The organism is Pseudomonas sp. CJQ_9 (assembly GCF_043106615.1).
Taxonomy (GTDB): Bacteria; Pseudomonadota; Gammaproteobacteria; order Pseudomonadales; family Pseudomonadaceae; genus Aquipseudomonas; species Aquipseudomonas juntendi.
Window position 1 is genome coordinate 15351 of the sequence record NZ_JBICMS010000102.1, and the last position, 22814, is coordinate 38164.

Annotated in this window: 21 protein-coding genes; 8 read left to right on the forward strand and 13 right to left on the reverse strand. The window is 62.4% G+C overall.

Translation table 11 applies throughout. From position 1 onward, the window contains the following. Positions 1-35: 35 nt before the first annotated feature. The 5 genes from ACF8SD_RS23115 to acs form a co-directional block, all read right to left on the reverse strand. Positions 36-800 carry an ABC transporter ATP-binding protein gene (locus ACF8SD_RS23115; RefSeq protein ID WP_009681485.1) on the reverse strand — a complete coding sequence of 255 codons (765 nt, stop codon included), beginning with the start codon at positions 798-800 and terminating at the stop codon, positions 36-38. A 22-nt stretch (positions 801-822) separates the two neighbouring features. Beyond that, positions 823-1521, reverse strand: coding sequence for an ABC transporter permease (locus ACF8SD_RS23120; RefSeq protein WP_029887202.1), 699 nt, complete (start codon positions 1519-1521; stop codon positions 823-825). Continuing rightward, complete coding sequence (locus tag ACF8SD_RS23125; protein ID WP_392484031.1) at positions 1518-2207, reverse strand: ABC transporter permease; 690 nt, start codon at positions 2205-2207, stop codon at positions 1518-1520. Before ACF8SD_RS23125 ends, ACF8SD_RS23120 begins: the two co-directional genes overlap by 4 nt. Before the next feature lie 88 nt (positions 2208-2295). Next, a complete protein-coding gene (locus ACF8SD_RS23130) occupies positions 2296-3081 on the reverse strand; it encodes an ABC transporter substrate-binding protein (protein ID WP_173888014.1) in 786 nt (261 codons plus the stop codon). Positions 3082-3617: 536 nt separating this feature from the next. Further along, complete coding sequence (acs, locus tag ACF8SD_RS23135) at positions 3618-5579, reverse strand: acetate--CoA ligase (RefSeq protein ID WP_173888013.1); 1962 nt, start codon at positions 5577-5579, stop codon at positions 3618-3620. Positions 5580-5977: 398 nt separating this feature from the next. On the opposite strand from acs, the gene ACF8SD_RS23140 reads away from it, so the two are divergent. Next, positions 5978-6232 carry a DUF2790 domain-containing protein gene (locus ACF8SD_RS23140; protein ID WP_009681490.1) on the forward strand — a complete coding sequence of 85 codons (255 nt, stop codon included), beginning with the start codon at positions 5978-5980 and terminating at the stop codon, positions 6230-6232. Positions 6233-6316: 84 nt separating this feature from the next. On the opposite strand, the gene ACF8SD_RS23145 is transcribed toward ACF8SD_RS23140, so the two are convergent. Further along, positions 6317-7876: a sigma-54-dependent transcriptional regulator gene (locus ACF8SD_RS23145; protein ID WP_392484032.1), complete on the reverse strand. Its 1560-nt coding sequence runs from the start codon at positions 7874-7876 to the stop codon at positions 6317-6319. Positions 7877-8129: 253 nt separating this feature from the next. Here ACF8SD_RS23145 and phhA point away from each other — a divergent pair, with 253 nt between their 5' ends. The 4 genes from phhA to ACF8SD_RS23165 all read left to right on the forward strand — a co-directional run bounded on the left by phhA (position 8130) and on the right by ACF8SD_RS23165 (position 10966). Continuing rightward, positions 8130-8918 carry a phenylalanine 4-monooxygenase gene (gene phhA / locus ACF8SD_RS23150; protein ID WP_173888011.1) on the forward strand — a complete coding sequence of 263 codons (789 nt, stop codon included), beginning with the start codon at positions 8130-8132 and terminating at the stop codon, positions 8916-8918. 39 nt (positions 8919-8957) lie between these two features. Beyond that, complete coding sequence (locus ACF8SD_RS23155) at positions 8958-9314, forward strand: 4a-hydroxytetrahydrobiopterin dehydratase (RefSeq protein WP_173888010.1); 357 nt, start codon at positions 8958-8960, stop codon at positions 9312-9314. Between the two features lie 245 nt (positions 9315-9559). Then, the gene (locus tag ACF8SD_RS23160; RefSeq protein ID WP_256222019.1) at positions 9560-9688 is read left to right on the forward strand and encodes a hypothetical protein; all 129 of its coding nucleotides are present in this window, start codon (positions 9560-9562) and stop codon (positions 9686-9688) included. A gap of 90 nt (positions 9689-9778) precedes the next feature. After that, positions 9779-10966: an MFS transporter gene (locus tag ACF8SD_RS23165; RefSeq protein WP_173888009.1), complete on the forward strand. Its 1188-nt coding sequence runs from the start codon at positions 9779-9781 to the stop codon at positions 10964-10966. Between the two features lie 44 nt (positions 10967-11010). Here the strand turns inward: ACF8SD_RS23165 and ACF8SD_RS23170 are convergent, their stop codons facing one another. After that, positions 11011-14031: an FAD-binding and (Fe-S)-binding domain-containing protein gene (locus ACF8SD_RS23170; RefSeq protein ID WP_392484033.1), complete on the reverse strand. Its 3021-nt coding sequence runs from the start codon at positions 14029-14031 to the stop codon at positions 11011-11013. A gap of 151 nt (positions 14032-14182) precedes the next feature. Between ACF8SD_RS23170 and ACF8SD_RS23175 the strand changes: the two genes are divergently transcribed. After that, positions 14183-15067: a LysR substrate-binding domain-containing protein gene (locus ACF8SD_RS23175; RefSeq protein ID WP_392484034.1), complete on the forward strand. Its 885-nt coding sequence runs from the start codon at positions 14183-14185 to the stop codon at positions 15065-15067. A gap of 278 nt (positions 15068-15345) precedes the next feature. On the opposite strand, the gene ACF8SD_RS23180 is transcribed toward ACF8SD_RS23175, so the two are convergent. From ACF8SD_RS23180 to ACF8SD_RS23205, 6 genes are all read right to left on the reverse strand, one after another. Beyond that, a complete protein-coding gene (locus tag ACF8SD_RS23180; RefSeq protein WP_392484035.1) occupies positions 15346-16764 on the reverse strand; it encodes an amino acid permease in 1419 nt (472 codons plus the stop codon). A gap of 702 nt (positions 16765-17466) precedes the next feature. After that, a complete protein-coding gene (gene rluB / locus ACF8SD_RS23185) occupies positions 17467-18534 on the reverse strand; it encodes a 23S rRNA pseudouridine(2605) synthase RluB (RefSeq protein ID WP_009683647.1) in 1068 nt (355 codons plus the stop codon). Positions 18535-18724: 190 nt separating this feature from the next. Then, positions 18725-19495: an SMC-Scp complex subunit ScpB gene (scpB, locus tag ACF8SD_RS23190; protein WP_392484036.1), complete on the reverse strand. Its 771-nt coding sequence runs from the start codon at positions 19493-19495 to the stop codon at positions 18725-18727. Then, positions 19482-20207, reverse strand: a complete 726-nt coding sequence (locus ACF8SD_RS23195; protein ID WP_392484052.1) for a segregation and condensation protein A — start codon at positions 20205-20207, stop codon at positions 19482-19484. The genes scpB and ACF8SD_RS23195 overlap by 14 nt, the downstream gene beginning before the upstream one ends. Before the next feature lie 125 nt (positions 20208-20332). Continuing rightward, a complete protein-coding gene (locus tag ACF8SD_RS23200) occupies positions 20333-20962 on the reverse strand; it encodes an L-threonylcarbamoyladenylate synthase (protein WP_392484037.1) in 630 nt (209 codons plus the stop codon). A 13-nt stretch (positions 20963-20975) separates the two neighbouring features. Further along, the gene (locus ACF8SD_RS23205) at positions 20976-21836 is read right to left on the reverse strand and encodes a PHP domain-containing protein (RefSeq protein ID WP_392484038.1); all 861 of its coding nucleotides are present in this window, start codon (positions 21834-21836) and stop codon (positions 20976-20978) included. Between the two features lie 67 nt (positions 21837-21903). On the opposite strand from ACF8SD_RS23205, the gene ACF8SD_RS23210 reads away from it, so the two are divergent. Together ACF8SD_RS23210 and ACF8SD_RS23215 are read left to right on the forward strand one after the other, a co-directional pair. Next, positions 21904-22497 (forward strand): septation protein A, encoded by a 594-nt coding sequence (locus ACF8SD_RS23210; RefSeq protein ID WP_029887818.1) that lies wholly within the window; start codon positions 21904-21906, stop codon positions 22495-22497. A gap of 1 nt (position 22498) precedes the next feature. After that, positions 22499-22798 carry a YciI family protein gene (locus tag ACF8SD_RS23215; protein WP_054881893.1) on the forward strand — a complete coding sequence of 100 codons (300 nt, stop codon included), beginning with the start codon at positions 22499-22501 and terminating at the stop codon, positions 22796-22798. Positions 22799-22814 lie beyond the last annotated feature (16 nt).

The following is a 22814-nucleotide window of genomic DNA, read 5'->3' on the forward strand; positions in this document are numbered from 1 at the left end:
GCAGCATGCCCTATTCTGGTGCAAAAATGCAGCTTTTACTTCAGGCTGCCGGAGAGGAACTGCTTCAGGCGTTCCGACTGCGGGTTGGCCAGCACTTCACGCGGGCAGCCGGTCTCTTCCACCAGCCCCTTGTGCAAGAACACCAACTGGTTGGACACCTCGCGGGCAAAGCCCATTTCGTGGGTGACCACGACCATGGTCCGGCCTTCCTGGGCCAGCGCCTGCATTACCTTCAGCACATCGCCGACCAGCTCGGGGTCGAGTGCCGAAGTCGGCTCGTCGAACAGCATAACCTCCGGCTCCACCGCCAGGGCCCGGGCAATTGCCACACGTTGTTGCTCCCCGCCAGACATGTGCCCCGGGAAGGCGTCCTTGCGGTGGGCGACACCCACCTTGGCCAGGTAGTGCTCGGCCTTTTCCAGGGCTTCCTTGCGGTTCACGCCCAACACATGCACCGGCGCCTCGATGATGTTCTCCAGCGCGGTCATGTGCGACCACAGGTTGAAATGCTGAAACACCATCGACAGCCGCGAGCGCATGCGCTGCAGCTGACGCGGGTCTGCGGCCTTCAGCGCGCCGTCCTTGCCAGCGACCAGCCTGAGCTCTTCGTTGTTGAGCAGGATCTTGCCGGCGTGCGGCTGCTCCAGCAGGTTGATGCAACGCAGGAAGGTCGACTTGCCCGAACCGCTGGAGCCGATGATGCTGATGACGTCGCCGGCCTTGGCCGCCAGCGACACGCCCTTGAGTACTTCATGGCTGCCGTAGCGCTTGTGCAGGTCTTGGACTTCGAGTTTGTACATGCTGTCGATTCTCACAAAGCGGTCAGTGCTTGCGTGGCGCCAGGTAGCCGAGCCAGCGGCGTTCGGCCATCTTGAACAGGCGCACCAGGATGAAGGTCAGGCACAGGTAGAACACGCCCGCCGTGATATAGGCCTCGAAAGGCAGGTAGTACTGCGCATTGACCGTGCGTGCGGCGCCGGTTATGTCGATCAGGGTGACGATCGACGCCAGGCTGGTGGTCTGCAGCATCATGATCACTTCGTTGCTGTACTGCGGCAGCGCCCGGCGCAGGGCCGAAGGCAGCAGGATGCGGCGGTACATCTTCATGCGCGACATGCCCATGGCCTTGGCCGCCTCGATCTCGCCATGCGGCGTGGCCTTGAGGCTGCCGGCGATGATTTCTGCGGTGTAGGCACTGGTGTTGATGCCGAACGCCAGGCACGCACAGAAGGTGGCGCTGGACAACAGCGGCCAGAAGACACTGTCGCGTACCGCTTCGAACTGGGCCAGGCCGTAGTAGATCAGAAACAGCTGCACCAGCATCGGCGTCCCGCGGATCACATAGGTATAGAGCCAGGCGGTGAAGTTGACCACCGGCTGCCGCGACACCCGCATCAGGCCCAACGGAATAGCCCCCAGCAAGCCGAAGAACAACGAAATGGCCAGCAGCTTGAGGGTGGTCAGCAGGCCGCCGAAGTACATCGGCAACGCCTCCCAGATGACGTTGTAGTCGAAGATCATAGTTCAGCCACCTTGACGCCCACCGAGTAGCGGCGCTCCAGAAACTTCAGGGCCAGCAGCGAAACACTGGTCAGCACCAGGTACAACGCGGCCACCGCCAGGAAGAAGGTGAACGGCTCGCGCGTGGCGTCGGCCGCCTGTTTGGCCTTGAACATCAGGTCCTGCAGGCCGACCACCGAAATCAGCGCGGTGGCTTTGGTCAGCACCAGCCAGTTGTTGGTAAAGCCAGGGATCGCCAGGCGGATCATTTGCGGAACCTGGATACGGAAGAACACCTGGCGCGGGCTCATGCCATAGGCGAGCCCCGCCTCGGCCTGCCCCTTGGGAATGCCGAGGAAAGCGCCGCGGAAGGTTTCCGACAGGTAGGCACCAAAGATGAAGCCCAGGGTACCGATGCCCGCGATCAGCGGGTTGAGGTCGATGTAGTCTTCGTAGCCGAGCAGCGGCGCCACCCGGTTGATGATGTCTTGCCCGCCGTAGAATATCAGCAGGATCAGTACCAGGTCCGGTATGCCACGGATGACCGTGGAATACAGGTCGCCAAGCCAGGCCAGCCAGCGCACCGGCGACAAGCGCAGCGCCACACCGATCAGGCCGAGCACGATGGCCAGGGCCATCGACGACAGGGCGAGCTGTAGCGTCAGCCACGCCCCGTCGAGGATGACTGCCCCGTAGCCTTTCAACATGATGAGGTCCTCGACCTAGAGAATGAAAAATGGTGCAAACCTCAGAGCCTCTGCTGTTTGCACCATTGCACAGGTGAAACCCGACGTCTTAGTTCGAGTCTGGACCGTAGATGTCGAAGTTGAAGTACTTCTTCTCGATTTCTTTGTACTTGCCGTTGGCCCGAATGGCATCGATGGCCGCGTTGATACGGTCGACGTTGGCCTTGTCACCCTTGCGCACGGCGATGCCGATGCCATCACCGAAGTACTTGGCGTCGGTGAAGGCCGGGCCTACGAAGGCAAAGCCCTTGCCGGCGTCGGTTTTCAGGAAGCCGTCTTCCAGCAGGGTGGCGTCAGCCACGGTGCCATCGAGGCGACCGGCTGCCACGTCCAGGTAGATTTCGTTCTGGGTGCCGTAAGGCACGACGGTGGCACCTTTGGCGCCCAGCACTTCCTTGGCGAAGCGGTCGTGGATCGAGCCGCGCTGTACGCCGATCTTCTTGCCCTTGAGTTCGTCCAGGCTGGCGCTGACGGTGGTGCCTTCCTTCATGACCAGGCGCGCCGGGGTCAGGTAGTAGCGCTTGGTGAAGTCGACCGACTTCTTGCGGTCTTCGGTGATCGACATCGACGACAGGATGGCGTCGATCTTGCGCACCTTCAGCGCCGGAATCAGGCCATCGAATTCTTGCTCGACCCAGGTGCACTTGGCCTTCATCTCTTCGCACAAGGCGTTGCCGATGTCGTAGTCGAAGCCAGCGATGCTGCCGTCGGGCTGTTTGAAGGCGAAGGGTGGGTAAGCGGCCTCGATGCCGATTTTCAACGGCTTTTCATCGGCCTGCGATACCAGGGAAAACACGGACAGCGCCAGGGCGCCAAGCAGTGCAAGCTTCTTCATCAGGTAACTCCATCGGTACGGGGCAATACAAGGCAGATCACGGCTGCCCGATATGCGAATGAGTACAACGCGAGCCGCGCAGGGTTCGACCAAGGCCGCATACCACGAGCGAGTGAGTGGCATTCTAACGACAGCCCGGTAGTCGATATTTCTTCAAAGCGACAACTACTTATAGAAGCGCCTGAAACCGCCGCGGGCGATGTTGACAGCCATTGCAAAATATGCAAAAGCGCAAGAAATAGAACCTATAGAACTAGCAATTCCTGGGCCTATTATTGGCAAAGCCTCGAATTACGGCAAGTGGGGCGAGCCGCAGGGCGTCAAATGTCATGAACCTGCACTGATATGGGCCGGTTTTGTTTCCGCGCGCCCCGCCATTGTGCGGCACCGGTGACACAACGGTTACCGATGATTGTCGGGTAACAGTAAAGCAAAAACCCCGCCGGTTGCCCGGGCAGGGTTTCTGTAGGAGCGGCCTTGCGTCGCGATGGGTCGCAAAGCGGCCCCTGTCATTCAGCGCACCCGCGGGGCCGCCATCAGGCCGAAGCCAGGCTCATCGCCTTGTGAGTGTCGATCAGGTGCTGCACCACCCCAGGGTCGGCCAGGGTCGAGATATCGCCCAACGCATCGTACTCACCGGTAGCAATCTTGCGCAGGATGCGGCGCATGATCTTGCCGGAGCGGGTCTTGGGCAGCCCAGGCGCCCACTGGATCACATCCGGTGAAGCGATAGGGCCGATCTCCTTGCGCACCCAGTTCTTCAATTCCAGGCGCAACTGCTCGCTGGCCTCGACACCCGCATTGAGGGTGACATACACGTAAATGCCCTGCCCCTTGATGTCGTGGGGTACACCCACCACTGCAGCTTCGGCCACCTTGGCGTGAGCCACCATGGCGCTTTCGATCTCGGCCGTGCCCATGCGGTGGCCCGACACGTTGAGCACGTCGTCCACGCGACCGGTGATCCAGTAGTAACCGTCCTCGTCCCGGCGCGCGCCGTCGCCAGTGAAGTACATGCCGCGGAAGGTCTTGAAATAGGTATCCACGAAACGGTCGTGGTCGCCATACAGCGAACGCGACTGCCCAGGCCAGGAATCGAGGATCACCAGGTTGCCCTCGGCCGCACCGTCGATCAGGTTGCCCAGGTTGTCCACCAGTGCCGGCACCACGCCGAAGAACGGCCGGGTTGCAGACCCTGGTTTCAGGCCGGTGGCACCCGGCAGCGGGCTGATCAGGATGCCGCCGGTTTCGGTCTGCCACCAGGTGTCGACGATCGGGCAGCGCTCCTTGCCCACGGCCTTGTAATACCAGTTCCACGCTTCCGGGTTGATCGGCTCGCCCACCGACCCCAGCAGGCGCAGGCTGGAGCCATCGGCCCCGGTCACGGCGGCCTGCCCTTCGGCCATCATGGCGCGGATGGCCGTTGGCGCGGTGTAGAGGATGTTGACCTTGTGCTTGTCGATGATCTTCGACACCCGGGTGATGTCCGGGTAGTTCGGCACACCCTCGAACAGCAAGGTGGTGGCGCCGTTGGCCAGCGGGCCATAGACGATATAGCTGTGGCCAGTGACCCAGCCCACGTCGGCGGTGCACCAGTACACCTCGCCGGGGCGGTAGTCGAACACGCGCTCATGGGTCAGCGCGGCATACACCAGGTAACCGCCCGTGGTGTGCAGCACCCCTTTTGGCTTACCGGTGGAACCCGAGGTATAGAGGATGAACAGCGCTTCTTCGGCGCCCATTTCTTTCGGCGCGCAATGGCTGGAAGCCACCTTCATCAGGTCTTCGTACCAGATGTCGCGGTGCTGGTGCCAGGCGATGTCGCCACCGGTGCGCTTGCACACGATGATTTTCTGCACGCTGTTGGTTTCAGGGTTGGTCAACGCCAGGTCGACGTTGGCCTTGAGTGGGGTACGACGACCACCGCGCAGGCCCTCGTCGGCAGTGATCACCACCTTGGACTTGCAGTCGATGATCCGGCCGGCCAGCGCTTCGGGCGAGAAGCCGCCGAACACCACCGAATGGATCGCCCCGATGCGCGCACAGGCCAGCATGGCGACCACGGCTTCGGGGATCATCGGCATGTAGATGGTGACCACGTCACCACGGTGCACGTCCTGGCCACGCAGGGCGTTGGCAAACTTGCAGACCTGCTCGTGCAGTTCGCGGTAGGTAATGTTGCGGTGTTCGGAAGGGTCGTCACCTTCCCAGATGATCGCCAGCTGGTCACCGCGCTCTTCCAGGTGACGGTCCAGGCAGTTGGAGGAAACGTTCAGAGTGCCGTCGGCGAACCATTTGATATCGACGTGGTGGTCGTCGAACGAGGTCTGCTTGACCTTGGTGAACGGCTTGATCCAGTCGATACGCTGGGCCTGCTCGCGCCAGAAGCCGTCCGGGTTGATCACCGATTGCTGGTACATGGCCTTGTAGGTGGCCTCGTCGGTCAGCGTAGTGGCCGCAACCTCGGGACGAACGGGATACAGTGGAGCCGCACTCATCTGTGTTACCTCGGTGTAATAGTTGTTTTTGTATGGGACCGTTTGTAACTGTACCAGAGCAACAAAAGCCATTCGACGTTGGTAGTAATTTGGTACGGCCGTACCGGCAGAAAGCTCTGGCGCGGGCCTTACAGCCTGCCTGGCATGCAGCGAAACGCGCCGGCCGAAGGATTGTTACAGATTCTGTTAAAAGACTTTATCAAAACACCCCCTGTTTCAGCCCGGGTGGCAGCCATAAAATTCACTTCGCCAGCAACGGCAAGGCGATTAACAACTGGTAACAGCCCCCACGAAGGCACACGTTGATCTCCCTTTATCTGGTTTAGTTGAAACTTGTTGTACACGCGGCGCCACAAGTGCCGCGCGCCCCCTCACGACCTTAGGCAGGTATATTTAAAATGAAAGCTTTACTGGTATTGGTACTGGGTAGTCTTTGCGGCGCGGCACTGGCCGATGAAGCCAAAGATGCCGAGCAGATTCCGGTTGAACAATACAGTTACTCTCAGCACCTGGATATTGCGCGCGTCATCTCCATGAGCGAAGTGCCCAATGTGTGCGAAGTCGTGCCAGCGCGCATGACCTACGAGGACTCCCAAGGGCAGAAGCACATCCTCGAATATCGCGTGATGGGGAACGGCTGCTCTAACGGCTGAAGACCTTGAATCGGGGGCCCTGCGGCCCCCTTCGCGACGCAATGCCTGTAACTTGAAAGTAGTAACAAAGTTGTTGCCCGACCTCTAATCGCCCGACTTGTTAAGCGAATAATCCCTCAACTTGTTGGCAATGGTGGTATGCGAAACACCCAATCTTTTCCCCAGCGCCCGGCTACTGGGAAACTCGCCCATCAAACTTTCCAGCACCACTTTTTCAAAGCGCCCGACGATCTGCGAAAGATCCCCTTCCAGCGAAAAATCACCCAGCGGCTGGCGCACGCCATAATCAGGCAACCGTATATGCTCGCTCTTGACCACGCCGCCTTCGCATAACGAAACTGCCTGGAACAAGACGTTTTCCAACTGCCTTACATTACCCGGCCAATGATAGTGCCCAAGTTTGTCCATCGCTGCCGGTGCCAAACGCGGCAAGGCACAGCCGATCTGCCGGCTGGCCTGATCAAGAAAATGCTGCACCAGCCCTTCCAGGCCATCCATGCACTCGCGCAAGGGCGGAATGTGCAGCGACAATACGTTGAGGCGGTGATACAAGTCCTGGCGGAACTCACCACGGGCACACAATTCGGACAAGTCCACCTGCGTGGCGCAGATCACCCGTACATCCAGGTAGACCTCTTCATCGCTGCCGACCCGGCGGAAGCAACCGTCCTGCAGGAAGCGCAGCAGCTTGACCTGCAGGCGCGGGCTCATCTCCCCCACCCCGTCAAGGAACAAGGTGCCCCCCGCAGTCAGTTCCAGTAACCCAAGCTTGCCCTCGGCCCGCGCCCCTTCGAATGCCCCCGGGCCATAGCCGAACAGCTCGGTCTCGGCCATCGACTCTGGCAACCCGGCACAGTTCAGCGCCATCAATGGCGACTGCCCGCGCGGGCTGGCCAGGTGGCACGCCCGCGCCAGCAGCTCCTTGCCGGTGCCGGTCTCGCCCTCGATCAGCAACGGCGCATCCAGCGGCGCCATGCGCCGCGCTTCACGCACCACGGCTGCCATCACCCGCGAACTCTGGAAGATGCTGTCGAAACCCCGCAACTCCTGCTTGCGCACGTTGTAGATGCGCTCGCCAATGCGGTCGGCACGGTGCAGGGTAAGCACGGCACCGGCCAGCGCCTCGCTCTCGTCATGCTCGGACTGCAGCGGCGCGATATCGGCCAGGAACACATCACCCTTGACCTGGATGCGCAGGCCGTTGATACGCGACTTGTTGGCGCGCACCAGCTCCGGCAGGTCGAAATCTTCGACGTAGCGGGCCAATGGCATGCCCGGCACTTCGTCCACGCGTACCCCCAGCAGCTGCGCCGCGGCACGGTTGGCCGCAACGATGCTGCCGCCCATGTCTACCGACAGCACCGGGAAATCCAGGGCCCCCAGTAGCGCATTCAGCTCCATGTGCCGGCGCTCGCTGGGCATCAGCCCCACGCGCTTTACGCCGAACACCCCGGCAATGGCCTCGAACTTCGGGCGCAGGGCCTGGAACTGCAAATTGACCAGGTTCGGGCAGTGCAGGTAGATGGCGTTGCCATGGTCACCCCCCACCTCGCCGCGCAACACGTTGATGCCGTATTCGACCAGCAGGTTAAGGATGTCCCGCAGGATGCCAATGCGATTCTGGCAATGCACTTTGATACGCATGAGGGCTCTCGCAGCGCCGATGTTCTTCAACACAGCGCAAAAATTCGTAAAGATAAGCTGACAAAAGCCGGACAAACATCAGCCGGATACGGCGTATTTTCCACACCACCGCCAAACTTGTAAAATTTTCGTTACGAAATTCACCTGGCGCGGTGCTTCAACGCAGCCAGCCCCCCGTGCAAAGCGGTGAGCAAAAGCCTAATGCTTGGGTATGTGCCGTACATAACAAGAAAGCCCTCACCAGGAGAGCCTTATGAAACAGACGCACTACGTGGCCCGCGAGCCCGATGCGCATGGTTTTATCGATTACCCGCAGCAAGAGCATGCGGTATGGAATACCCTGATCACCCGCCAGTTGAAGGTGATCGAAGGCCGCGCGTGCCAGGAATACCTGGATGGTATCGAGCAACTCAAGCTGCCCCATGAGCGCATTCCGCAGCTGGGTGAAATCAACAAGGTGCTAGGTGCCACCACCGGTTGGCAGGTGGCCCGGGTACCTGCCCTCATCCCCTTCCAGACCTTTTTCGAACTGCTGGCCAGCAAGCGCTTCCCGGTCGCTACCTTCATTCGCACCCCGCAGGAGTTGGACTACCTGCAGGAACCAGACATCTTCCACGAGATTTTTGGCCACTGCCCGCTGCTGACCAACCCCTGGTTTGCTGAATTCACCCACACCTATGGCAAGCTAGGCCTGGCCGCGACCAAGGAACAACGGGTGTACCTGGCCCGTCTGTACTGGATGACCATCGAATTCGGCCTGATGGAAACCGCCCAAGGCTGCAAAATCTACGGTGGCGGCATTCTTTCATCGCCTAAAGAGACCGTATATTGCCTGTCTGGCGAACCCGAACACCAGGCTTTCGACCCCGTCGAAGCCATGCGTACACCGTACCGCATCGACATCCTGCAGCCCCTGTACTTCGTGTTGCCAAACATGAAGCGCCTGTTCGACCTGGCCCACGAGGACATCATGGGCATGGTCCACACCGCCATGCAGCTGGGCCTGCATGCGCCTAAATTTCCACCCAAGGTTGCTGCCTGAGCGACCTTGCCGATAACAACTCGAAGCGGAAACCATTCCATGAATGCCTTGAACCAAGCCCACTGCGAAGCCTGCCGCGCCGACGCGCCGAAAGTCACCGACCAAGAGCTGGCAGAACTGATTCGCGAGATCCCGGACTGGAACATCGAAGTACGTGACGGCCATATGGAGCTGGAGCGCGTCTTCCTGTTCAAGAACTTCAAGCACGCCTTGGCGTTCACCAATGCCGTTGGCGAAATCGCCGAAGCCGAAGGCCACCACCCTGGGCTGCTGACCGAGTGGGGCAAGGTGACCGTGACCTGGTGGAGCCACTCGATCAAGGGCCTGCACCGCAACGACTTCATCATGTGCGCGCGTACCGACAAGGTGGCGGAATCGGCTGAAGGCCGCAAATAAAGCCGCGGCTGCCTCACTGGCACCGGCAAGGCCGCTGCCCTGCGCCCACCCCTGCCTGGCGGGCGAATGCGCCACATAGCCGCCGTTTTTCGGCCAGACGTTGTGCGCTGTTCGCCCGCAAACCCGACCGGCGAGCGGGAAAAAAACCAAACTGTCATCCAGACTTGTGTATCCTGCCCCAGCTTTGTAAAGCTTCAAACGCGCCTGGCGCAGACTTTTCACTCACACTTGCGAGGAACGACGAGATGCATGAGATCCCGAATCTTCCCTTCCCAAGCCTGAACCCAGAAGAGCCAACCGTGACCGCCCACGCCGAACCGGCAACTGCCGTCGAGCAGGATGGTGACGATCAATCCAGCGCTGACCAGGACTAACTGCGCATCCCCGACTGTGTGAAAACGGCTGACCTGCGGGCCACCCCCGTCAGCACGTTTTCACACCGTCCAGAACCCATGTAGGCCCTCATGCCCGACTCACCCCGCCCCCTTGCGGTCACCCTGCAAGTCGTCTCCATCGTTCTGTTCACCTTCATTGGCTACCTGAACATCGGCATTCCGCTGGCCGTACTGCCCGGCTACGTACACAACGACCTGGGTTTCAGTACCGTCGTCGCCGGCCTGGTGATCAGCGTGCAGTACCTCGCGACCCTGCTCAGCCGCCCCACCGCCAGCCGCATCATCGACAACCACGGCAGCAAGAAAGCCGTGATCTACGGCCTTGCCGGCTGCGGCATCAGCGGCGTGTTCATGCTGGCCTGCGCCTTCCTGACACACCTGCCCGGGTGGAGCCTGGCCTGCCTGCTGGCTGGCCGACTGGTGTTGGGCAGCGCCGAAAGCCTGGTGGGTTCGGGCTCGATAGGCTGGGGCATCGGTCGGGTCGGGGCTGCCAACACGGCCAAAGTCATTTCCTGGAACGGTATCGCCAGCTACGGCGCCCTGGCCATCGGCGCGCCGCTGGGCGTACTGATGGTCAAGGGCCTTGGGCTATGGAGCATGGGCCTGAGCATCATCCTGCTGTGCGCGGTCGGCCTGCTGCTGGCCTGGCCCAAACAGGCTGCGCCCATCGTCCATGGTGTGCGCCTGCCGTTCCTGAGCGTACTGGGCAAAGTCTTCCCGCATGGCTCGGGGCTGGCCCTGGGCTCGATCGGCTTTGGCACCATCGCCACCTTCATCACCCTGTATTACGCCAGCCAGGGCTGGGCCAACGCCGCACTGACCTTGAGCCTGTTCGGTGCCAGCTTCATCAGTGCTCGCCTGCTGTTTGGCAACCTGATCAACCGGATTGGCGGGTTTCGCGTGGCCATTGCCTGCCTGGCGGTAGAAACGCTGGGGCTGCTGATGCTGTGGTTGGCGCCCAGCGCAGAGCTGGCACTGGCAGGGGCAGCACTGAGCGGGTTTGGCTTTTCGCTGGTATTCCCGGCGCTGGGCGTTGAGGCAGTGAACCAGGTCTCGGCGGCCAACCGCGGGGCGGCGGTAGGGGCGTATTCGCTGTTCATCGACTTGTCACTGGGGGTAACCGGGCCTTTGGTGGGCGCGGTGGCGGCCGGGTTCGGGTTTGCCTCGATGTTCGTGTTTGCCGCGGCCGCTGCGGCCTGTGGGTTGCTGTTGAGCCTGTATCTGTACCGGCAGGCTCAACAGGCCCGGGCGCGGTAAAACGCAGCCGCGCTGGGCTGCAAGGCAGCCCGCGCCGCTGAAGGTCAGCGCTGAGCGTACTGCAACACCACTTCCAGCGGGTGGCGCAGCTGGCGTTCGGTCATGCGCTTGACCTGGCTGCGGCACGAATACCCGGTAGCCAAGGGTTCGCCCTCCTTGTCCAGCTTGGTGGCCCAGCTTTGCTCGAAGATGGTCCGCGAGGTTTGCTGATTGCGCGCCTCATGCCCGTAGGTACCGGACATACCGCAGCAACCAGTGGCTTCGGTCACCAGCTTCAGGCCCAAACGGGCAAACACTTGCTCCCATTGGCGGGTACTGGCCGGCACATTGGTCTTCTCGGTGCAGTGCGCCATCAGGCGGAAGTTGCCCGGCGCGGTCGGTGCCTGTTCGGGCAGCACATTCATCAGCCATTCCTGCGGCAGCAGCACCTGCGGGCAACCGTCCACGCCAGGTACTTTCTGGTACTCCTGGCGGTACACCAGGGTCATGGCCGGGTCCAAGCCCACCAGCGGCACGCCGCAATCGGCCAGGGCCTTGAGCTGGCTGGCATTGCGGATCGCCGCCTTGGCGAATGCACCGAGGAACCCCTGCACATGCAGCGGCTTGCCGTTGGCGCTATACGGCGCCAGGAACACCCGATGACCGAGGCGATTGGCCAGGTCGATGAACGCCGAGAGCAACGGTGTTTCGAAGTAACGGGTGAAGGCATCCTGCACCAGCACGATGCTGCGCTCGCGCTGGGCCGGGGTCAGTTCGCGAAGCGCCGGCACCGTGGCCACGCCAACCCGGCAGCGGGTCAGGGTGGCCTGGAAGTTGAAGCGGCTGATCAATGGGCTGTCGACCATGCCGACCTTTTCGGCCAGCAGCCTGCTCACCCATTTCGACCCCATCACCGCGTTGTACAGCCCCGGTGCGTGTGCCAGGTAGGGGATGGTGTACTCCAGCGAGCCGATCAGGTAGTCACGCAGGGGGCGCTGATAACGGCCGTGGTACAGCTCGAGAAAGCGCGAGCGGAAGTCCGGCACGTTGACCTTGATCGGGCACTGCCCGGCGCAGGACTTGCACGCCAGGCAGCCGGCCATGGCGTCATACACCTCATGGGAGAAGTCGGCCTGGCCCTGGTTGCGGGCGCGGTTGTTACGCAGGCGCGCCGGCAGGCCCTTTAGCCACGAGACCTTGTTACGCGCCGCAGCCAGCACGTCGATGTTCGCTTCGCCCTGCAGGCGCAGCCATTCGCGCATCAACGAGGCACGGCCCTTGGGCGAGTGCTGGCGCTCACGAGTGGCTTTCCATGAGGGGCACATGGCGTCGTTGGGGTCGTAGTTGTAGCAGGCGCCGTTGCCGTTGCAGTGCACGGAGCTGCCGAAGTCTTGCCAGACTCGTTCGTCGATGCTGCGGTCCAGGTCCCCGCGCAGGGTCACGCCATCGACCTTGGTCAGGCCTTCGGGGCTGTCAGGCGGCGTGCAGATCTTGCCCGGGTTCAGCTGGTTATGCGGGTCGAAGGCGCCCTTCAGGCGCTGCAGTGCTGGGTACAGTTCGCCAAAATACTCCGGCACGTACTCCGAACGCAGGCCCTTGCCATGCTCGCCCCACAACAGGCCGCCATAGCGTTTGGTCAATGCCGCCACCGCATCGGAAATCGGCTTGACCAGCGCGGCCTGGGCCGGGTCTTTCATGTCCAGCGCGGGGCGTACGTGCAGCACGCCGGCATCCACGTGGCCGAACATGCCGTAGGCCAGGCCATAACCATCGAGCAAGGCCCGGAAGTCGGCGATGTAGTCGGCCAGTTGCTCCGGCGGCACCGCGGTGTCCTCGACGAAAGGTTGCGGGCGCACCTCGCCCTCGACGTTACCCAGCAGGCCCACCGAGCGCTTGCGCATGGTGTAGACGCGGGTGACGGCCTCGGAACCCTCGGCCAGTGTGTGGCCCAGGCGCTCGACACTGGTGTCGCTCTGCAGGTGCTGGATGAACGCCTGCACCTTGGCGTTGACCTGCGCCGGCTCGTCCCCGCAGAACTCCACCAGGTTGATGCCCAGGGTCGGCCGCTCGGGGTCGGCCGGGAAGTATTCGGCAACGCTGTGCCAGACGATATCCTTCATCGCCAGCATGAGCACCTTGGAGTCCACGGTTTCGATGGACAGCGGCTTGTGCGCCATCAGCGCGTTGGCGTCGCGCAGGGCATCCATGAAACTGCTGTAGCGCACATTGACCAGTACCGCGTACTTGGGGATCGGCAGCACATTGAGCTTGGCTTCGACCACATACCCAAGCGAGCCCTCGGCACCGCACAGCACGCTATTGAGGTTGAAACGGCCCTGCTCGTCGCGCAGGTGCGCCAGGTCGTAGCCGGTCAGGCAGCGGTTGAGCCTGGGGAAGGTGCGCTCGATCAGGTCGCCTTGGGTTCGCTGGATGTCCCGCGCCATGCGGTACACCTCGCCCACCCGGCCAGGCGCGGCACAGGCCTGCTCCAGCGCGGCCTCATCGATCGGCAGGCTGTGCAGGCGCTCGCCACCGAGCAGCACGCTGTGCAACTCCAGGACGTGGTCGCGGGTTTTGCCATAGGTGCAGCTGCCCTGGCCGCTGGCGTCGGTGTTGATCATGCCGCCGACGGTGGCGCGGTTGGACGTGGACAGCTCAGGGGCGAAGAACAGCCCGTACGGCTTGAGCGCAGCATTGAGCTGGTCCTTGACGGTGCCAGCCTGCACCCGCACCCAGCGCTCCTCGACGTTGATTTCGAGGATGTTGTTCATGTGCCGCGACAGGTCGACGACAATGCCATCGGTCAGCGACTGGCCGTTGGTGCCGGTCCCCCCGCCACGCGGGGTGAGCTTTACGTGCCGAAAGCGTGCTTCGGCCATCAGCGTGGCCACGCGCGCCACATCGTCGGCATCCAGCGGGAACACCGCTGCCTGCGGCAGGCGCTGATAGATCGAGTTGTCGGTGGCCAACACCGTGCGGGTCGCGTAGTCGGCACTGATCTGGCCACGAAAGCCGCTGTTGCGCAGGGCTTCGAGGAATTCGGGGTAGTTGGCGCTGGGTGCAACGGTTGGCAGCTGGGCGATCATCGAAGGATGGCCTCTAGATATTGGCTATTCACGGGATTGCTGTCGTTCCGGCATGGGTCAAACCAGGCGGGGATGACGTATAAGCCAATGTTCCTGTAGTTTGCGCTCAGGGGCAAACGGATAATCCTGCCGCTATCAATGACTTTTATGAATGAATTACCGCCACCTGACTCCGTCCATGTCGCTGCTGCTGGCATTCGAGGCCGCCGCCCGGCATGAAAGTTACACCCGCGCCGCTGCCGAACTATCACTGACCCAGAGCGCGGTCAGCCGCCAGGTGCAGGCACTGGAACAACAACTGGGCCTGACCCTGTTCCGCCGTGAAGGGCGCCAGGTGCAGCTGACCGATGTCGGCCGGCTGTACCAGGGCGAGCTCAGCGAGGCGCTGGGGCGCATCCGTAGCGCCACCCTGCAGGCGCTGGCTTACCAGTCCGGGGTAGGCACCTTGCGCCTGGCCACCCTGCCCACCTTCGGCTCCAAATGGCTGTTGCCGCGCTTGCATGCGTTCTACAGCGCGCACCCAGGCATGCTGGTGCACATTCATTCACGCATCGAAGCCATCAACTTCGAAACCAGCGAGATAGATGCCGCTATTGGCGTGGCCAGCCACGACCTGCCAGGGCTAATCTGCCATCGCCTGCATGCCGAGGAACTGGTGGTGATCGTGCCGCCGCAGGCCCGCGCCGACCGCCAGGGCTGGAGCCCCGCCAGAATCAGCGAAGAGGTACTGCTGAACGTGGCCAACAACCCGCACGCCTGGGGCGAGTGGTTTTCCCACCATGGCCTGCCGCACCGGGCGATGCGCCTGGGGCCGAGTTTCGAGCTCACCTCGCACCTGATCCAGGCCGTGCGCGCCGGGATCGGCATCGGGCTGGTACCGCGCATTCTCGTGGAAGAAGAACTGGCCAAGGGTGAACTGCACAGCCCCGGGGCAGCTTTTGCCAGCCAGCGCAGTTACTACCTGATCTACCCGCCGAGGAATGAGGCATTACCGTCGTTGCGGGCGTTCAGGGGGTGGTTGCTGGAGCAGATCTGAGTCCTGCCTCGACCGCATAGGCCCCAAGCCCTGTGCAGTACCTGTAGGAGATTCTATGGTTTCTGGCAAGGGTAGCCGCAGCATCTTCAGCGCCTGTGAGAGCGAGCGCCGCCCGCGCGGCGCTCGATCTCACGGGCGCTGCATATCTTCTGACAAACACCTATCAGCCCTGATGCGATCCCTGTGGGAGCTGGCTTGCCGGCGATAGGGCCCAAACAGGCCATAAAAAACCCGAAGCCAGTTCCCCGGCTTCGGGTTTCTCTATTTTCTGCAGAGCCTTACTTGGCTACGGTTCCAGCAACCCCACCGGTATTCAGCCGCCGACGTGGCTTGACCATGTACACCACGAACATCGCAAACAGCCAGATCGGAATCGCGTACACCGACACCTTAATGCCTGGAATCATCAGCATGATGCCGAGAATCAGCACCACGAAGGCCAGCACCACATAGTTGCCATAGGGGTACCACAGCGCCTTGAACAGCGGCTTCTGGCCAGTGCGGTCAAGGTGCTGGCGGAATTTCAGGTGCGAATAACTGATCATCGCCCAGTTGATCACCAGGGTAGCCACCACCAGCGACATCAGCAGTTCCAGAGCATTTTGCGGCATCAGGTAGTTGAGCAGCACGGCCACGAAGGTCACCGCTGCCGACACCAGAATCGAGCGCACCGGCACACCGCGCTTGTCGACCTTGGCCAGCGCTGCCGGGGCATCACCCTGCTCGGCCATGCCCAGCAGCATGCGGGCATTGCAATAGGTGCCGCTGTTGTACACCGACAGCGCGGCCGTCAGCACCACGAAGTTCAGCAGGTTGGCGGCCACGTCACTGCCCAGCAGCGAGAACACCTGCACGAATGGGCTGCTGCCATAACTGCCGCCCGAGGCGTCGATGCTGGCCACCAGGTTGTCCCACGGGGTCAGCGACAGCAGCACCACCAAGGCACCGACGTAGAAGATCAGGATACGGTAGATGACCTGGTTGATCGCCTTGGGGATCACGGTCTTGGGCTTGTCGGCTTCGGCAGCGGTGAACCCGAGCATTTCCAGGCCGCCGAACGAGAACATGATGAAGGCCAGGGCCATGACCAGACCGCTGACGCCATTGGGGAAGAACCCGCCATGCGACCAGAGGTTGGCGACGGTGGCCTCCGGGCCGCCGCTGCCGCTGGTCAGCAGGTAGGCGCCCAGGCCGATCATGCTGACGATGGCAACCACCTTGATGATGGCGAACCAGAATTCGGCTTCACCAAAGAACTTCACGTTCATCAGGTTGATGGCGTTGATCAGCACGAAGAAGGCGGCTGCGGTAACCCAGGTCGGGATTTCCGGCCACCAGTAGTGGACATACTTGCCAACCGCCGACAGCTCCGACATGCCCACCAGGATATACAGCACCCAGCAGTTCCAGCCAGACAGGAAACCGGCGAAGCCGCCCCAGTAGGTGTGGGCAAAATGGCTGAATGAGCCGGCCACCGGCTCCTCGACGATCATCTCGCCAAGCTGGCGCATGATCATGAAGGCGATGAAGCCGCAGATGGCGTAACCGAGGATCATCGACGGGCCGGCGGATTTCATCACGCCTGCCGAGCCGAGGAACAGGCCGGTACCAATTGCGCCGCCAAGGGCGATCAACTGGATGTGACGGTTCTTCAGGCCCCGCTTGAGCTCGCCTGAATGCTTGTTTTGTCCACTCATGAACGAAGTCACCTGCATTGTTTTTATCTGTGACGGAATCGGACCCACCGCGCTCGTGGCGCAGCGGAATGGGCAAGGTGGTTACCTTGGGTTTCTCGACCTCAGGTGCCGCCGGGGCGGGTCAACCAGGCGTGATCAAGAGTGCGCGGTACGCAAGGGGGTCACAGGTAAAACGCGGCGCACTGTATACCCCTGCAAACGCGCAGGCGTCAACGCGTTGCATCCTTTCCTCGGGAAAAAACGCAGCGATCCTGTGGTGTGGGCCTTCAAAGGCGGAGTGATCGGCGTACATGGCGCCTCCATTTGTTGTTTTGTCAGCCAGGCGCTGTGGACCGGCTGTTGCACACGGCAATAGCGGCTATAACACCGTGGGGCGGGGGTTTGGGCAAGGGTGGTGGGGATTGGCGCAGGGGGTTTGCAGCGTTGGCAGCGGCAAGTTTTTTTGACAGGACGGGGCGAATTCCGAAAGACGAACGGAAACCGGCTGACTTTGTACACATTTCTTTACAGCGTGGTTCGAGGACTTGCCAGTCGTCCGAAAAATTCTTTTGCTTCAGTGTCTTGGGGCTGCTTTGCAGCCCTTCGCGGGCACGCCCGCTCCCACATGTTTGGCGCTGAACTCAAGCAATGCGCGACCCCCTGTGGGAGCGGGCGTGCCCGCGAAGGGCCGCAAAGCGGCCCCAAATGACTTAACTGGGCCAATCAACCACGCGGTTTGCCGCGGCCACGGCCGGCAGGCTTGTCGCCCTCAGGCTTGGCGGGGCGCTTGCGCATTTCGCTTGGGCGCTCGGCCACGGCGCTGCCGCGGTTGCCTTTGCGTGGGGCTTCTTCACGCGGCTGGCGTGCCGGGCGCTCGCCAGCGGCAGCACCTTCGTGGGCCGGGCGCAGGTTGCGCACGCGCTCGCCACGGCCAAGCGGGCGGGACGATTTGCGCTGCAGGCGCTCCATCTTGTCCTTGGCCTTGAGGTTCAAGGCAGGCAGCGCAACCGGCTGCAAGCCGACTTCAGCGGCCAGGATGTCGATTTCGCCCTGGGACATTTCCCGCCAGCGGCCCATCGGCAGGTCGGAGTTGAGGAACACCGGGCCAAAGCGCACGCGCTTCAGGCGGCTGACCACCATGCCCTGGGATTCCCACAGGCGACGCACCTCGCGGTTACGGCCTTCCATCACCACGCAGTGGTACCAGTGGTTGAAACCTTCGCCACCGGGTGCCTTCTGGATGTCGGTGAACTTGGCCGGGCCGTCTTCGAGCATTACACCGGCCTTCAGGCGCTCGATCATCTCGTCGTCGACTTCACCACGCACACGCACCGCGTACTCGCGGTCCATCTCGTAAGATGGGTGCATCAGGCGGTTGGCCAGCTCGCCGTCGGTGGTGAACAGCAGCAGGCCGGTGGTGTTGATGTCGAGCCGGCCAATGTTGATCCAACGGCCTTCTTTTGGCCGCGGCAGGCGATCGAACACGGTCGGGCGGCCTTCCGGGTCGTCACGGGTGCAGATTTCGCCATCGGGTTTGTTGTACATGATCACCCGGCGGGTGGCCTCGGCGGCCTCCTCGCGCTTGATCAGCTTGCCGTCAACGGCAATGGCGTCATGCAGGTCGACGCGTTGGCCGAGGGTAGCCGCGACGCCGTTGACTTTGATCCGGCCCTGGCTGATCCAGGCCTCGACGTCACGGCGCGAGCCCACGCCAATGCGGGCCAGCACTTTCTGCAGTTTTTCGCCGGACGGCGGGGTAATTGCGGTGTCTTGCAGGTCTTGCTCACTCATCTGGGCACCTCCCGGTGTAGGAATGACAAAGGGTTTCTGGCGACGAATGCGCCAAAAGGCCGCGCATCATACGCGGTTCGGCGGGGGAACGCACTGCAGGTTAGAAGGTTTTGCGGGGGCAGGGAGAGGTTTCTGCCTAACGGTGAGGTGCCCGCTGCCGCGTATAGGGCCGCTGCAGGCAACAGCACGATCAGGGCTGCAGCTTGCCCTCTTCTTCCACCGCGGCCTCAGCTGTTTGCCCACGCAAATCGTCAAAGTCGGTCTTCAGCCCTTCTTCCATGGCATCCAGCTCCACCAGCAAGCTGCGGAAGCTGGTTTCCTCCTGCGGCTCGTCAACCGCGTCCTGCTCGCCCAGGCTGGCATCGGCCAGGGCCTGCAGGTGGGCCGGCACCGGTGCATCATCCGGGTCGAGCAGCGGCTCAGGCTGCAGCTCGCGCAACTCGGCCAACGCCGGCAACTGCTCCAGGCTCTTGAGGTTGAAGTGGTCCAGGAACGCCTTGGTGGTGGCGAACATCGCCGGCCGGCCGGGCACCTCGCGGTAGCCCACCACGCGTATCCACTCGCGCTCCATCAGGGTCTTGATGATATTGCTGTTCACCGCCACCCCGCGCACATCCTCGATCTCGCCACGGGTGATCGGCTGGCGATAGGCGATCAACGCCAGGGTTTCCAGCAAGGCACGCGAATAGCGCTGCGGGCGCTCTTCCCACAAGCGGCCGACCCAGGGGGCATAGGCTTCGCGAATTTGCAGGCGGTAGCCGCTGGCCACTTCTTTGAGCTCGAAAGCGCGGCCGTTGCACGATTTGCCCAGCACCTCCAGCGCCTGCCTGAAAACCTTGGGCTCGGGCCGCTCGGCTTCCTCGAACAACTCGAACAGCCGCTCCAGTGATTGCGGTTTGCCCGACGCCAGCAGGAAGGCTTCGATCAGCGACGCCAGGTCGCGGGGTTCATTCAGGTTCATCGGGTTCTTCAACAAGCGCCGGGCGAAGCCGCACGTGGATGGCGGCGAAGGGTTCATTCTGCACCAATTCGATCAGCGCTTCCTTGACCAGTTCGAGGATCGCCATGAAGGTGACCACTACCCCCAGCTTGCCCTCATCGTGCCCGAACAGTTCGACGAACGGCACGAAAGCACCGCCCTTGAGGCGCTCCAGCACCTGGCTCATGCGCTCGCGGGTGGACAGCGTTTCACGGCTGATCTGGTGGCTCTCGAACAGGTCGTTGCGCCGCATCACCTCGGCCATGGACACCAGCAGCTCTTCCAGGCTGACCTGCGGCAACAGCTTGCGCACCTTGGCCTGCGGCGCCTCCAGGCGCGGCACCCGCACCTCACGGCCAACCCGTGGCAACGCATCAATGCTTTCGGCTGCAGCCTTGAAACGCTCGTACTCCTGCAGCCGGCGGATCAACTCGGCGCGCGGGTCACCCTCCTCTTCCTCGGCCTCGGCCGAGCGCGGCAGTAGCATGCGCGACTTGATCTCGGCCAACATGGCAGCCATTACCAAGTATTCGGCGGCCAGTTCCAGGCGCACGCTTTTCATCAGCTCTACATAGCCCATGTACTGGCGGGTGATTTCAGCCACGGGGATGTCGAGGATGTCGATGTTCTGCTTGCGGATCAGGTACAGCAACAGGTCCAGCGGCCCTTCGAAGGCTTCCAGGATGACTTCCAGGGCGTCTGGCGGGATGTACAGGTCCAGCGGCATCTCGGTCAGGGCTTCGCCGTAGACCAAGGCCAGTTGCAACTGCCGCGGCTCGTCGACCTGCGTGGCCGGCGCCTCGGGCGCTTGCAACTGGCTCACGCGCTGGCCATGAACGGCGAAGGGTCGCCGCAGCCTTCGCGAATCAGCTCAGGTTCGTCGCCGGAAAGGTCGATGATGGTCGACGCCTTGAGGTCACCGTAACCGCCATCGATCACCAGGTCGACATGGTGCTCCAGGCGCTCACGAATTTCGTAAGGGTCGGTCATCGGCTCGCTATCGCCAGGCAGGATCAGGCTCACGCTCATCAGCGGCTCGCCCAGCTCAGCCAGCAACGCCAGGGTAATGCCGTGGTCTGGTACCCGCAGGCCGATGGTGCGGCGTTTTTCGTGCAGCAGCAGGCGGGGCACTTCGCGGGTGCCGTTGAGGATGAAGGTGTAGGGCCCAGGCACGTGCGCCTTGAGCAGGCGGAAGGTGCCGGTATCGACCTTGGCATACAACCCCAGCTGCGACATGTCGCAGCACATCAGGGTAAAGTTGTGCGTCTTGTCCAGGCCACGCAGGCGCCGGACGCGCTCGATCGCCGCCTTGTCGCCGATCTGGCAACCCAACGCATAGGCCGAATCGGTGGGGTACACCACCACGCCGCCCTTGCGGATGATCTCTACCGCCTGGCGGATCAGCCGCGGCTGTGGGTTCTCCGGATGAATCTGGAAAAATTGGCTCACGTAGTCGTCCTGTTCATACCGTAATAGGCTGTTCATGGCTGAATCGGCGCCACAAAGGTGGCAGGTCCTCGGGCAAAGGCCGGTAGGCACCGATCTCGCCCCAGGTGCCGGGGCCGTGGAAGTCACTGCCAGCGCTTGCCAGCAGGCCGAACTCACGGGTAAGGATGGACAGGGTGCCCACCTGCTCGGCGGGCATCATCCCGTTGACCACTTCAAGCGCCTGCCCACCTGCCTGAATATAGTCGGCAATCAGCCGCCTGCGCTTGCTGCGAGTCAGGTCGTAGTGCATCGGATGGGCCAAGCTCACCCAGGCTTTGGACTGGCGCAGCGTGGCAACGGTTTCATCAAGGGTTGGCCAATGCTGCTTGACGTCGCCCAGCTTGCCCGCCCCCAGCCACTTGCGAAACGCCTCGCCGCGGTCTTTGACGTGCCCGGCACGCACCAGGTACTCGGCGAAGTGCGGGCGCGCCGGTGCGTTGCCGCTGTCGCCCAGCTCGTGCTGCACGGCGCGGGCGCCGTCGAGGGTGCCTGGCATGCCCTTGGCGGCCAACCGCTTGTCGATTTCTTCGGCGCGCAGCCAGCGGCCGCGGTGCAACGCGTCGATCGCCGCCAGCAATGGCGGCGCATCGAGCGGGAAGTCGTAGCCCAGCACGTGAATGGTGGCGCCCCCCCAGGTGCACGAAAGCTCGACCCCGCTGACCCAGCGCATGCCCCGCTCAACACAGGCCAGGCGCGCTTCGGGCAGGCCTTCGAGGGTGTCATGGTCGGTCAGGGCCAGCGTTTGCACCCCGTGCTCATGGGCCCGGGCGACCAGAGCCGTGGGCGACAGGGCGCCGTCGGAGGCCGTGCTGTGACAGTGCAGATCAACATTCATGGAGGAGCGCTTTCGCAGGAATCGATGTTTGTTATTATGCCGTCACATCCCGATTCTGGCTGCCATTGTGAAACAATTCATCGATTTCATCCCGCTGTTGCTGTTCTTCATCGTGTACAAGCTGGACCCACGCCCGCTTGAAGTCGCTGGCCACAGCTTCGAATTCGGCGGTATCTACAGCGCCACGGCCATGCTGATCGTCAGCTCGCTGGTGGTGTACGGCGCGCTGTTCCTGCGCCAGCGCAAGCTGGAAAAGGGCCAGTGGCTGACCCTGGTGGCCTGCCTGGTGTTCGGCGGCCTGACCCTGACCTTCCACAGCGAGACTTTCCTCAAGTGGAAGGCGCCGGTGGTCAACTGGCTGTTCGCCCTGGGCTTTGCCGGCAGCCACTTCATCGGTGACCGGGTGCTGATCAAACGCATCATGGGCCACGCCCTGACCCTGCCGGATGCCATCTGGACGCGCTTGAACCTGGCCTGGATCGCGTTCTTCCTGTTCTGTGGTGCGGCCAACCTGTTCGTCGCCTTCACCTTCCAGGACTTCTGGGTAGACTTCAAGGTGTTCGGCAGCCTGGGCATGACCGTGATCTTCCTGGTGGCCCAAGGCGTGTACCTGTCGCGCCACCTGCACGACGACCCTTCAACTTCCAAACCCAAGGATTGACATGCTCTACGCCATCATTGCCAGCGACGTCGCGAACTCCCTGGAAAAACGCCTGGCTGCCCGCCCGGCGCACATCGAACGCCTGCAGCAGCTCAAGGCCGAAGGCCGCGTGGTGCTGGCCGGCCCACACCCGGCCATCGACAGCAACGACCCGGGCGAAGCCGGCTTCAGCGGCAGCCTGATCGTCGCCGAGTTCGCCTCGCTGGCCGAAGCCCAGGCCTGGGCCGATGCCGACCCGTACATTGCGGCAGGCGTGTACGACAAGGTCGTGGTCAAGCCGTTCAAGCAAGTATTGCCGTGATCCGAGACCGCATCGC